Origin of the sequence: Rugosimonospora africana, from assembly GCF_016862975.1 — a bacterium.
GTDB lineage: Bacteria > Actinomycetota > Actinomycetes > Mycobacteriales > Micromonosporaceae > Rugosimonospora > Rugosimonospora africana.
In genome coordinates, this window is record NZ_BONZ01000052.1 from 1 (window position 1) to 12,265 (window position 12,265).

The following is a 12,265-nucleotide window of genomic DNA, read 5'->3' on the forward strand; positions in this document are numbered from 1 at the left end:
GGCCGTACGCCGACCACCCGGAACGCCATCCTCCGCCGCACGCCGACCACCCGGAACGCCATCGTCGGCCGCACGCCGACCGCCCGGCTCGCGCTCGACGGGTGGGCGATCTCCGGCGAGCCGGTCCGCGGACCGGCGTCCGGGACCGCGCTCTTCGGCGGCGCGACGGCCGGGCCCTCGATCGGTCGCGCCCCGGTCGCCGAGGCCCGGCTCCGCCCCCGGGCCCATCCGGCCCGGGCCGCCCACCTCGGGCGGCGTATTCGTCGGCGGCGGTACCGTCGGCCCACCGGGACGCCGGGCACGGCCTGCCGGCGGTGCCGGCACGACCGGCTGCGGGCCGGTGATCGTCGGCTGTGCGCCGGTGTGGCCCCGGATCCCACGCATTGACACGAAACGGCTGCCCGGGCTGCCCGGGCTGCCTGCGCCACTCGGCCGAGCGGCGCCGGACGCCGGTGCGTCGGTCCGCGCGGGCGGGGGAACCGCCGGGGAACCACCCGTACCACCGCGCGCGGGTGGCGGAACCGCGGCCGAACCACCCGCGCCACCGCGCGCCGGGACCGCCGCGGAACCCGTACCACCGCGCGCAGGCGGCGGGACCGCCACCGAACCACCCGTACCACCGCGCGCGGGTGGCGGAACCGCGGCCGAACCACCCGTACCACCCCGAGCAGGCGGCGGAACCGCCGCCGAACCACCCGCGCCACCGCGCGCCGGGACCGCCGCCGAACCACCCGTACCACCGCGAGCGGACTGCGAGGACCCTCGCGCGGACGGGGTGGGTCGGGGCGAGGGCGACGGGCTGGGGCGAGGCGACGGCGTTCCTGCCTGCGACGGTGCCGCACCCGGCTCCGTCCGCTTGGGCCGGGTCCGGCGGCGCGCCTCCTGGCCACCACCGGCCTCTGCGCCCGGTCCCAGTTCACCGCCCGCCTCGCGGGCGCTACGCAGATCCGCGATCCAGCCGAGCTCCTCGGTGGGATCCGGCGCACGGTCGCCGCCGCGGCCCTTGCCACGGCGCTTGCCCCGCTCCGGATCCTGCGGACCGGTCACTGCTCCCCCTCCGTCGCCATACCGCCACCTGCTGCCGCACCGTCACCAGCCGCTACGTCACCAGCTGCGACCTCATCAGCCGGTGAACCGCCGCTGGGTGAACCGCCCCCAGCGGACGCGTCACCGCCCGGTGGCCCGTCAACGACCGGCCCATCGATGACCGGCCCGTCAAGCACCGGCCCATCGACGACCGGCCTGCCAGCGACAGGACCGCCAGCCGTCGACCCCCCAGCCGCCGGACCACCGTCGGCCGGCCCACCAGTCGCCGGACTTCGGTCCACCGGCGCCCCGGCGTCGACCGGGGCACCGCCCCGAACCGCGCGTCGCAGCTTCGGCAGCCGTTCGGCGAGCGCCCGTTCGGCCCCGTGCGGGGTCGGCCGGTAGTAGTCGCGCCCGACCACATCGTCCGGAGCGTACTGCTGAGGCACGACGCCGCGCGGGTCGTCATGCGGGTACCGGTATCCCACCCCGTGGCCCAGGCCGCGCGAGCCGGGATAGTGCGCGTCGCGCAGATGCCTCGGTACCGGGCCGGCCCGCCCGGCGCGTACGTCTTCCATCGCCGCGGACAGGGCCGTGGTGACCGCGTTCGACTTCGGCGCGGTCGCCAGGTGCACCACCGCCTGAGCCAGGTTCAACTGAGCTTCCGGCAGCCCGATCAGCGCCACGGCCTGCGCGGCCGCGGCGGCGGTCTGCAGCGCTCCGGGGTCGGCCATCCCGACATCCTCGCTCGCGAAGATCACCAGTCGGCGCGCGATGAACCGGGGATCCTCGCCTGCCACCAGCATCCGGGCCAGCCAGTGCAGCGAGGCGTCCACGTCCGAACCCCGCATGCTCTTGATGAACGCGCTGATCACGTCGTAGTGCGCGTCCCCGTCGCGGTCGTAGCGCACGGCCGCGACGTCGACCGCCTTCTCCGCGGTCGCGAGGTCGATCTCGGTGACGCCCTGGGCCACCGCGGACGCGGCCGCCGCCTCCAGCGCGGTCAGCGACTTGCGGACGTCACCGGTGGACAGCCGGACCAGGTGATCCTCGGCGTCGGGCGCCACGGTGACCGTCCCGTCCAACCCGCGCGGGTCACGGGTCGCCCGCCGGATCAGCGACCGTACCGCCTCGTCGTCCAGCGGCTGGAGGGTCAGCAGTACGCACCGGGACAGCAGCGGCGAGATGACCGAAAAATACGGATTCTCCGTGGTCGCGGCCAGCAGGGTGACGGTCCGGTCCTCGACCGCGGCCAGCAGCGAATCCTGCTGCGTCTTGCTGAACCGGTGCACCTCGTCGATGAACAGTACGGTCTGCGAACCGCCCGACCGGCGGGTCCGGCGGGCCTCATCGATCACCGCTCGGACGTCCTTCACCCCGGCCGACAGCGCGGACAGCGCCACGAACCGCCGGTCGGAGGCCCCGGCGACCAGGTGCGCGATGGTGGTCTTGCCGCTGCCCGGCGGCCCCCACAGGATCACCGAGATCGGCGAGCCACCGGCGACGAGCTGGCGCAGTGGCGCCCCGGGCGCGAGCAGATGATCCTGGCCGACCAGCTCGTCGAGGCTCGCCGGCCGCATCCGCACCGCCAGCGGCGAGTCGGCCGCGGGCGCGGGAAAGCCGGCGCTCCCGCCCGCGGCCGGCACACCGGGCGGTGCAGGCTGGTCGAGCGTGAACAGACCCTCCATCTCCACTGGAGGAAGACTACCGGCCCGGGCCGACATCGCGGCCCGGGCCGGTGCGCCAGAAGATCAGCGCCGACGGCCGATGGTGCGGACCGGGGCGAAGTGCAGGGCGAATATGAGCAGGCCAAGCACCGTGAGCGTGCTGGGATTGATGAAACTGTTGTAGCTCTTGCTCGCCAGATCGAGGATGAAGGCGATGGCGAAGATGATCGCTGCGACGGTCGCTAGCAACTTTTCCTCCCGGGCATCGAGGGACGTGTCCTTCATTACCCATCCGCCCGATCGGCTAAGCCCGGGTGAGCGTGCGGCCACGCACTGTCGCCGCTCTCCGTCGCCGTACGCCGCGAAACGGCCGGCGACGGAGAGCCTTCGGCAGGTCAGGGAGTCGGCTCGACCGGTACCGCGACGCCCGCCGTACCGGCCTGCGGGGCCGTCGCCTTCGGCTTGGCGTCGATGCCCGCCTCGGTCCGCTGCTGTGCGGTGATCGGGGTGGGAGCCCCGGTCAGCGGGTCGAAGCCACCCCGCGTCTTCGGGAACGCGATCACCTCGCGGATCGAGTCCGCGCCGGCCAGCAGCATGCACAGCCGGTCCCAGCCCAGCGCGATGCCGCCGTGCGGCGGCGGGCCGTACTTGAACGCTTCCAGCAGGAAGCCGAACTTGTCGCTGGCGTCCCGCTCGCTGATGCCCAGCGTGTTGAACACCCGGCGCTGCACGTCGGCGCGGTGGATACGGATCGAGCCGCCGCCGATCTCATTGCCGTTGCAGACGATGTCGTACGCGTAGGCCAGCGCCCGGTCGGGCGCCTCCTCGAACCGGTCGAGCCACTCCCCGTTCGGTGACGTGAACGGGTGGTGTACCGCGGTCCAGCCGCCCTCGTCGTCGTGCTCGAACATCGGCGCGTCCACGACCCAGCAGAACGCCCAGGCGCTCTGGTCGACCAGGCCGGCCCGGGAGGCGATCTCGATGCGGGCGGCGCCCAGCAGCTCCTGCGCGTCGCGGGCCCTCGCCGCGGCGGCGAAGAAGACGGCGTCGCCGGGCTTCGCGCCGACCGCGTCGGCCAGCCCGGCCAGGTGCGCCTCGGACAGGTTCTTCGCGACCGGCCCGCGTGCCTGCCCGGTCTCCGCGTCCAGCACCACGTAGGCCAGGCCCCGGGCGCCGCGCGCCTTGGCCCAGTCCTGCCAGTCGTCCAGCTCCTTGCGGGACTGTCCGGCACCGCCGGGCATGACCACGGCGCCGACGTACCCGCCGGCGTCGATCGCCCCGGCGAAGACCCGGAACTCGGTGCCCCGCAGGTACTCCGTCAGGTCGGTCAGCTCGACGCCGTAGCGCAGGTCGGGCTTGTCCGAGCCGTACCGGCTCATCGCCTCGTGCCAGGTGATCCGCGGGATGGGCGTGGAGATCTCGTACCCGGCCAGGTCGCGCCACAGCGCGCCGACGATCGCCTCGCCGAGCTCGATCACGTCGTCCTGGGTCACGAACGACATCTCGATGTCCAGCTGGGTGAACTCCGGCTGGCGGTCGGCGCGGAAGTCCTCGTCCCGGTAGCAGCGCGCGATCTGGTAGTAGCGCTCCATCCCGGCGACCATCAGCAGCTGCTTGAACAGCTGCGGCGACTGCGGCAGCGCATACCAGGTGCCGGGCTGCAACCGCACCGGTACCAGGAAGTCGCGCGCCCCCTCCGGGGTCGAGCGGGTCAGCGTCGGCGTCTCGATCTCGTAGAAGTCGCGCTCGTCGAGCACCCGCCGGGCGATCTGGTTGGCCCGGCTGCGCAGCTTCAGCGCCCGGGACGGACCGGAGCGGCGCAGGTCCAGGTACCGGTAGCGCAGCCGGACGTCGTCGCCCGCGTCGACGTGGTCGTCGACCGGCAGCGGCAGCGCCGCGGCCTCGGACAGGATGGTCAGCTCGGCGGCGGTGACTTCGATCTCGCCGGTGGGCAGCTCGGGATTTTCGTTGCCGGCCGGACGCCGGCCGATCTCGCCGGTGACCTTGATGCAGAACTCGTTGCGCAGGGCGTGCGCCTGCTCGGCCGGATCACCCTCGCGGAACACCACCTGGACGATGCCGGACCCGTCGCGCAGATCGACGAATATCACTCCGCCGTGGTCGCGCCGGCGGGCCACCCAGCCGGCCAGGGTCACCGTCGTACCGGCGTCGGAAGCCCGCAGGCTGCCGGCGTCATGGGTGCGGATCACGAGATCTCCTTAGGCGTCAGTACTGCGGTTGCATTCTCTCAGGCATGCCAGCGCGCCCGGTGCGGCACCCCTTAGCCTGAGCCTTATGACGGGGAATTCAGTGGCTGAGAAGCTCGGCATCAAGCAGGCCCAGTCGGTGCTCGTGATCAATCCACCGGGCGACTATGGCGCGCTCGTCGGCGGGCTGCCACCGGGCGCGGTCGTGGTCCGTCACCGGCCCGCCGACGTGGTGCACGCCTTCGCCACCACCCCCGGGGAACTGGCCGAACACGGCCCGGTGGCGGCCGCGTCGGTGCTGGAGGACGGCCTGGTCTGGATCTCCTACCCGACCGACGGGCGCTCCGACATCAACCAGGACCTGCTGCGTACCGCGATCGACGGCTGGCGCCCGGTCAACGAGCAGATCTCGATCGACGGCGACTGGTCGGCGATGCAGTTCCGGCGGGAGTCCGAGGTCGGCTCCGCCTGACCCGGCCCGCCGGAGGCCACGATCCACCGGCACGACCCCGCCGCCGCGATCCGCCGGCACAACCCCACAGCCGCGATCCGCCGGCCGGGCCCGACCGAGAGCGGGCGGGCCCGGCGCGGCAGCCGTCAGGAGGCCCCAAGAATCCTCGGGCGGAGATCGTCCGCCGGTGGCGTCCAGCTCGTCGCGTCCGCGTCGACCTGCTCGCCCGAGCGGATGTCGCGCACCTGCCCCGCGTCCAGGAACCACACGTACGGGATGCCCCGGCGTTCCGCGAAGCGGATCTGCTTCCCGTATTTCTGGGCGCTCGGCGCCACCTCGGTGGCGATCCCCCGCCCGCGAAGCGAGGCCGCGATCCGTTCGCACTCCGGCCGCGAGTCCTCGTTCGGCACCGCGACGAGGACGCACGTCGGCACCTGGCGGGAGGCGGCCAGCGCACCCGCGCCGAACAGCAGCCCGAGCATCCGGGAAACGCCGATCGAGATGCCCACCCCGGGGAACCGGTCGGCGCCGGCCGTGGCCAGGTTGTCGTAGCGCCCGCCGGAGCAGATCGAGCCGTACTTCTCGTACCCGAGCATGAGCGTCTCGTAGACAGTACCGGTGTAGTAGTCCAGCCCCCGGGCGATCCGCAGGTCGGCCACGAGCAGGCCGGGCGTGTGCTCCCGCGCCGCCTCGACGACCCTGACCAGCTCGGCCAGCCCCTCGTCCAGCAGCGGGTCGCTCACCCCGAGCGCGGCGACCGCGTCGGCGAACGACGCGTCCGGGGCGGAGATCTCTGCCAGCGCCAGGCACGCCTTGGCCTGCGCCTGACTCGCCCCGGCCGTGGTCATCAGCAGGTCCGCCACGCCACCGGGGCCGATCTTGTCGAGCTTGTCGACCGCCCGCAGCGCCGCCTCCGGGTCCTCCAGGCCCAGGCCGCGGTAGAAGCCCTCGCACAGCTTGCGGTTGTTGACCTGGATCCGTACCGGTGGGATCGGCAGCGCGCCCAGCGCGTCCCCGATCACCAGCGGGATCTCCACCTCGTAGTGGAACGGCAGGGTGTCGCGGTCGACGATGTCGATGTCCGCCTGGAGGAACTCGCGGTAGCGCCCCTCCTGCGGGCGCTCGCCACGCCAGACCTTCTGGATCTGGTACCGGCGGAACGGGAAGGTCAGGCGCCCGGCGTGCTCCAGCACGAACCGAGCGAACGGGACCGTCAGGTCGAAGTGGAGCCCGAGGGCGTCGTCCTCGGAACTGGCCTCCGCCTGCAGGCGCCGCAGCACGTAGACCTCTTTGGACGTCTCGCCCTTGCGCAGCAACTGATCCAGCGGCTCCACCGCGCGGGTCTCCAGCGGCGCGAAGCCGTACAGCTCGAAGGTCGAGCGCAGCCGATCCAGGATGTCCTGCTCGACCATGCGCTGCGACGGCTGCCACTCCGGGAAACCGGAGATCGATGTGGGTCGGGTCATGCTCTGATTACCAGCCTCGATTCGGGGCCGCGACGGTCTGAGTCCCGAGATCGCGCAGGAACGGGTTGCTCGCCCGCTCGCGGCCGATGGTGGTCGACGGTCCGTGGCCGGGCAGTACGACCGTCTCGTCGGCCAGCGGCAGCACCTTGTCGCGCAGGCTCGCCAGCATCGCCGAGTGGTCGCCGCCCGGCAGGTCGGTGCGCCCAATGGACCCCGCGAACAGCACGTCGCCGCTGAAGCACAGCAGTGATTCCCCGTCCGGCGCCAGGGCCGGTCCGGTGAACGCGACGGCGTCCGGGGTGCGCAGCAGCACCGACCCGCCGGTATGGCCGGGCGCGTGGTCGACGGTCAGCTCCACTCCGGCGAGCGTCAGCGGCTCGCCGTCGCCCAGCGGGGCGACGTCCTCGGGCTCGGCGTAGGTCAGCCGGCCGCCGAACAGGGCGGCCATGTCCATGGACAGCCCCTTGGCCGGGTCGGCGAGCAGTTCGCGGTCGGACGGGTGCACGTACGCGGTGATCCCCCGGGCGCCGCAGACCGGGGCGACCGAGAAGGTGTGATCGAGGTGGCCGTGGGTCAGGACGACCGCCGCCGGGTGCAGGCGGTGCTCGGCGAGTACGTCGTCGAGCTGATCAATAACCCCGATACCGGGATCAATCACCACACACTGCTCATCCTCGGCGGGCGCGACAACGTAGCAGTTTGTCCCGAATGCCTGCGCGGGTATGACGGCCACGAACATCCATTGAGCGTATCGGGCGGTCGGCCCGAGGCGGGAATCGACCAGGCAAAGCCGAGTGGAGCTGGTCAATGCCTCAAATGTCGGTCACAGTTGGTTAACCTGCCCCACCCGGAAGGGCATGTTTGCCCGTACACTCTGGCGGGCGTGTGGTGTGGCACACGCCAGTGTCGCCGACACAGACCGCCACCGTGATCGTCGGAGGGGGAGCACTCCGTGGCCTCCAGTAAGTCCCGCCAGCGCAAGCTCGCCCGTGCCAAGCTTGAGCGCCAGCAGGCCCGTCGCTATGCCCGGACCCGCCGCAACCGGCAGCTCCAGGCCGGATTGGCGGTCGGTCTGGTGGTGGTGGTCGCCGTGGTCATCGGGCTGTTCGCCGGTGGGGTCTTCAAGAGCAAGCCGAAGCCGAAGCCGGCCGCCGACTCCTGCGCGTGGAACACCCCGCCCAACACCCAGTCGCTGACCAACGTGGGCATGCCGCCGACCAAGGGCGAGCCGCGCTCCGGCACCGAGAACATGACGATCACCACGAACCAGGGCACCGTGACGGTCGGCCTCAACCTCGACCAGTCCCCGTGCGCCGCGTCGAGTTTCTCGTACCTGGCCGGCAAGAACTTCTTCAACAACACCAAGTGCAGCCGGCTCGTGACCGGCAGCATGTCCTCGCTGACCTGCGGGGACCCGAAGGGCGACGGCACCGGCGGGCCGGCGTACACGTTCGCCAACGAGTACGTGCCGAGCGAGCCCGCGCCCAGCGCGTCCCCGAGTGCCGCGGCGAGCGCCTCGGCCAACGCGAGTGCCAGCGCGGACCCCAGTGCCAGCGCCTCGGCGGCCCAGGTGGTCTACCCGCGCGGCACGGTGGCGCTGTGGAACTCGGCGCCGGACACCAACGGCAGCCAGTTCTTCATCGTCTACAAGGACACCACGCTCAACCCGCAGTACACGGTCATCGGCACGGTCGCCTCCGGCATGGATGTGGTCGACAAGATCGCCGCGGCCGGCGCGGTGGACGCGAACGGCAAGGCGACCACCGACGGCAAGCCGAAGACCGACGTGACGATTCAGACCCTCACCGTCGCCAAGCCCGCCTCGGCGGAGCCGAGCACGGCTCCGAGCGTGAGCGGATCGGCTGCGGCGAGCCCCACCACCTCAGCGTCCGCGGCCGGAAACTCCTGACCGCGCGAGTCCAGAAGATCATGATCGGGAAGGTTGTCAGACCGTGACGTCGCTCAAAGATCGTCAACGCGCGGCCGCGCGGGCCCGTCTCGAGCGGGAAATGGCCGAGCGGCAGACCGCCGCGGCACAGCGCCGGCGGCGCGGGTACGCGATCCTGTCGGCGTCGCTGGCCGTGGTGGTGGTCGTCGTCGGCGTGGTCGTCGTACTCGCGGTGACCGGCGGCAAGAAGAAGCCGTCTCCCACCGCGGGAGCCTCGGCTTCGGCCACCGCTGCCGCCGCCGCCTGCGCGTGGACCCCCGACCCGGACCCGAGCGCCTCCCCGGCCCCGCCGGCCAACCCGAACCTCAAGAATGTCGGCACGCCGCCGGCCAGCGGTGAGCCGCGCTCCGGGACCCAGAACCTCACGCTGAACACCAACCTGGGTTCGATCGTGATCCAGATGGATCTCACCCACGCACCCTGCACCTCGGCCAGCTTCGCGTACCTGGCCAGCAAGAAGTTCTTCGACGGCTCGTCCTGCCACCGGCTGCTGAACACCGGCGACACGCACCTGCTGCAGTGCGGAGACCCATCCGGTACCGGTCAGGGCGGCCCGACCTACAAGTTCGCCGACGAGAACCTGCCGACCAACCAGCGGCCGGCGTACCCGGCCGGGACGGTGGCCATGGCGAACACCGGACAGCCGGGCACCAACGGCAGCCAGTTCTTCATCGTGTTCGGCGACACCGACCTGCCGGCCCAGTACACGGTCTGGGGCAAGGTGACCCAGGGGCTCGACATCGCGAGCAAGGTCGGGGCGGCCGGCGACGACGGGGCGTTCGCAGGCCCCCAGGCCGATGGCTCCCAGGGCCCCGGCGGCGGCCACCCGAAGCAGAAGCTGACCTTCAAGACCGTCACCGCCGGCCCGGCGGAGAGCGGATCGGCCAGCCCGGCTCCGGTGACCAGCGGGGCGTCCGGCAGCGCGGCCCCGTAGACGGCGTCCTGAGCGCGGACAGCACAGGAAAGGGCCCCGGGTCACCCCGGGGCCCTTTCCTTCTGCCTCGGGGAACCCCGGGCCCTTTCTTCTGCCTCGCTCCGGTCAGGTGCCCGACGTGACCCGGTAGGCGTCGTACACGCCGTCGACCTTGCGTACCGCGCCGAGCAGGTGCCCCAGGTGCTTCGGGTCGGCCATCTCGAAGCTGAACCGGCTGACCGCGACCCGGTCCCGGGTGGTGGTGACCGTCGCGGACAGGATGTTCACCCGCTCCTCGGACAGCACCCGGGTCACGTCGGCGAGCAGCTTGTGCCGGTCCAGCGCCTCCACCTGGATCGCGACCAGGAACGAGGACGCGCTGGTCGGCTTCCAGGTCACGTCGACGATGCGCTCCGGCTGGCTCTTCAGGTCGCCGGAGTTCATGCAGTCGTCGCGGTGCACGCTGACCCCGCCGGTACGGGTGACGAACCCGTAGATCGCATCCGGCGGTACCGGCGTGCAGCACCGGGCCAGCTTGATCCACACGTCGGAGACGCCGACCACCACGACACCCGGGTCGTAGGCGGCACCCCGGGCCCGGGGCGGCCGGGTCGCGACCGCGGTCTCCGCGATGTCCTCGACCGCGCCCTCCTCGCCGCCGTACGCGGCGACCAGGCGGGACACCACACTCTGCGCGGAGACCTGGCTCTCCCCCACCGCCGCGTACAACGACGCCACGTCGGCCAGGTGCAGCTCGCGGGCGATCGTCATCAGCGTCTCGGCGGTCAGCAGGCGCTGCAGCGGCAGGCCCTGCTTGCGCATGGCCTTGGTGATCGCCTCCTTGCCGGCCTCGATCGCCTCTTCGCGCCGCTCCTTGTTGAAGTACTGCCGGATCTTGGTGCGCGCCCGGGGGCTCTTGACGAAGCCCAGCCAGTCCTGGGTCGGCCCGGCGCTCTCCGACTTGGACGTGAAAATCTCGATCACGTCGCCGTTGGACAGCGCGGACTCCAGCGGGACCAGCTTGCCGTTGACCCGCGCGCCGATGCACTTGTGCCCGACGTCGGTGTGCACGGCGTAGGCGAAGTCGACCGGCGTGGAGCCGGTGGGCAGCGCCACCACGTCGCCCTTGGGCGTGAAGACGTAGACCTCCTGGCTGGACAGGTCGAAGCGCAGCGCGTCGAGGAACTCGCTCGGGTCGCTCGCCTCCCGCTGCCAGTCCAGCAGTTGACGCAGCCAGGTCATCTCGTCGATGTGCGCCGGCGGGCCGACGATCGTCGCGCCCTTGTTTTCCTTGTACCGCCAGTGCGCGGCGATGCCGTACTCGGCGGTGCGGTGCATCGCCGTCGTGCGGATCTGCATCTCCACCGGCTTGCCGTTCGGACCGATCACCGTGGTGTGCAGCGACTGGTACATGTTGAACTTCGGCATCGCGATGTAGTCCTTGAACCGGCCCGGTACCGGCTGCCAGTTCGCGTGGATGACACCCAGCGCGGCGTAGCAGTCGCGCACCGTGTCGACCAGGATCCGCACTCCGACCAGGTCGTAGATCTCCGCGAACTCCCGGCTGCGGCTGATCATCTTCTGGTAGATCGAGTACAGGTGCTTCGGCCGGCCGGTCACCTCAGCCTTGATCTTGGAGAACCGCAGATCGTTGGTCACCTTCTGGGTGACCTGCCGCAGCAACGCGTCACGCTGTGGCGCGTGCTCGTTGATCAGGCGGTTGATCTCCTCGAACTTCTTCGGGAACAGCGTCCCGAAGGCCAGATCCTCCAGCTCCCACTTGATCGTGTTCATGCCGAGCCGGTGGGCCAGCGGGGCGAGGATCTCCAGAGTCTCCTTGGCCTTCTGCTCCTGCTTCGGCCTCGGCAGGAAGGTCAGGGTACGCATGTTGTGCAGCCGGTCGGCCAGCTTGATGACCAGCACCCGGGGGTCCTTGGCCATGGCCACGACCATCTTGCGGATCGTCTCCGCCTTGGCCGCGTCGCCCAACTTGACCTTGTCGAGCTTGGTCACGCCGTCGACGAGCAGCGCGACCTCACCACCGAAATCGACACGCATCGACTCGAGCGTGTAGTCGGTGTCCTCGATGGTGTCGTGCAGCAGCGCGGCGACCAGAGTGGTGGTGTCCATGCCCAGATCGGCCAGCTGAGTGGCGACCGCCAGAGGATGCGTGATGTACGGGTCGCCGGACTTGCGGTACTGCCCGCTGTGCCACTGGGCGGCTGTCTCGTATGCCCGCTGGAGCAGCCGGATGTCCGCCTTCGGGTGGCTGGCCTTGTGCACCGCGATCAGCGGCTCCAGCACTTCGCTGATCTGCTGGGTCTGCCAGGGCGCGTTGAATCGGGCCAGCCGGGCACGCACCCGCCGCCCGGTCGGGGCGCTGGACAGGGCCAGCGGCAACCCGCCGGAATCCTCACCGCCCGCGCTACGGACCGCGCCATTGCGCACCGCCGTGCTGACGCCGCCGTTCGGAAATGGAACGATCACACCGGACCGGTCGTTCGCCGCGTCGGGCCCATTGACGGCAGCCTCCCGCGTGCGCACGTCATCGGCGCCCTCGGCCGGAGACGCCACGTCGCTCGACACT

General features: G+C 71.4%; 10 protein-coding genes. 4 read left to right on the forward strand and 6 right to left on the reverse strand.

Annotated features, from left to right (window positions below; genetic code table 11):
- Nucleotides 1–387, forward strand: a 387-nt coding sequence (locus Raf01_RS27445) for a hypothetical protein (protein ID WP_203920918.1), incomplete at its 5' end; no start/stop codon positions are given.
- A 656-nt stretch (nt 388–1,043) separates the two neighbouring features.
- Here Raf01_RS27445 and Raf01_RS27450 read toward each other — a convergent pair.
- The 3 genes from Raf01_RS27450 to aspS form a co-directional block, all read right to left on the reverse strand.
- Nucleotides 1,044–2,720: an AAA family ATPase gene (locus tag Raf01_RS27450; protein ID WP_203920919.1), complete on the reverse strand. Its 1,677-nt coding sequence runs from the start codon at nt 2,718–2,720 to the stop codon at nt 1,044–1,046.
- A gap of 57 nt (nt 2,721–2,777) precedes the next feature.
- On the reverse strand, nt 2,778–2,978 hold the full coding sequence (locus Raf01_RS27455) for a hypothetical protein (RefSeq protein ID WP_203920920.1): 201 nt from the start codon (nt 2,976–2,978) through the stop codon (nt 2,778–2,780).
- A 110-nt stretch (nt 2,979–3,088) separates the two neighbouring features.
- Nucleotides 3,089–4,903 carry an aspartate--tRNA ligase gene (gene aspS / locus Raf01_RS27460; RefSeq protein WP_203920921.1) on the reverse strand — a complete coding sequence of 605 codons (1,815 nt, stop codon included), beginning with the start codon at nt 4,901–4,903 and terminating at the stop codon, nt 3,089–3,091.
- Between the two features lie 85 nt (nt 4,904–4,988).
- On the opposite strand from aspS, the gene Raf01_RS27465 reads away from it, so the two are divergent.
- Nucleotides 4,989–5,372, forward strand: a complete 384-nt coding sequence (locus tag Raf01_RS27465; protein ID WP_203920922.1) for a hypothetical protein — start codon at nt 4,989–4,991, stop codon at nt 5,370–5,372.
- 125 nt (nt 5,373–5,497) lie between these two features.
- On the opposite strand, the gene hisS is transcribed toward Raf01_RS27465, so the two are convergent.
- Both hisS and Raf01_RS27475 read right to left on the reverse strand, forming a co-directional pair.
- On the reverse strand, nt 5,498–6,817 hold the full coding sequence (gene hisS / locus Raf01_RS27470) for a histidine--tRNA ligase (RefSeq protein WP_203920923.1): 1,320 nt from the start codon (nt 6,815–6,817) through the stop codon (nt 5,498–5,500).
- A gap of 7 nt (nt 6,818–6,824) precedes the next feature.
- Nucleotides 6,825–7,556, reverse strand: a complete 732-nt coding sequence (locus Raf01_RS27475; protein WP_203920924.1) for an MBL fold metallo-hydrolase — start codon at nt 7,554–7,556, stop codon at nt 6,825–6,827.
- 213 nt (nt 7,557–7,769) lie between these two features.
- Between Raf01_RS27475 and Raf01_RS27480 the strand changes: the two genes are divergently transcribed.
- Complete coding sequence (locus Raf01_RS27480; protein ID WP_203920925.1) at nt 7,770–8,726, forward strand: peptidylprolyl isomerase; 957 nt, start codon at nt 7,770–7,772, stop codon at nt 8,724–8,726.
- Nucleotides 8,727–8,769: 43 nt separating this feature from the next.
- Entirely contained in the window at nt 8,770–9,699 is a 930-nt protein-coding gene (locus tag Raf01_RS27485) for a peptidylprolyl isomerase (protein ID WP_239133955.1), read from the forward strand.
- 105 nt (nt 9,700–9,804) lie between these two features.
- On the opposite strand, the gene Raf01_RS27490 is transcribed toward Raf01_RS27485, so the two are convergent.
- Complete coding sequence (locus Raf01_RS27490; RefSeq protein WP_239133956.1) at nt 9,805–12,264, reverse strand: RelA/SpoT family protein; 2,460 nt, start codon at nt 12,262–12,264, stop codon at nt 9,805–9,807.
- Nucleotide 12,265 lies beyond the last annotated feature (1 nt).

What these genes read in the sequence shown, in the direction of transcription:
- Raf01_RS27475 (WP_203920924.1), bottom strand. Translation starts at nt 7,556, where the DNA reads ATGTTCGTGGCCGTCATACCCGCGCAGGCATTCGGGACAAACTGCTAC.
- hisS (WP_203920923.1), bottom strand. Translation starts at nt 6,817, where the DNA reads ATGACCCGACCCACATCGATCTCCGGTTTCCCGGAGTGGCAGCCGTCG.
- Raf01_RS27465 (WP_203920922.1), top strand. Translation starts at nt 4,989, where the DNA reads ATGACGGGGAATTCAGTGGCTGAGAAGCTCGGCATCAAGCAGGCCCAG.
- Raf01_RS27455 (WP_203920920.1), bottom strand. Translation starts at nt 2,978, where the DNA reads ATGAAGGACACGTCCCTCGATGCCCGGGAGGAAAAGTTGCTAGCGACC.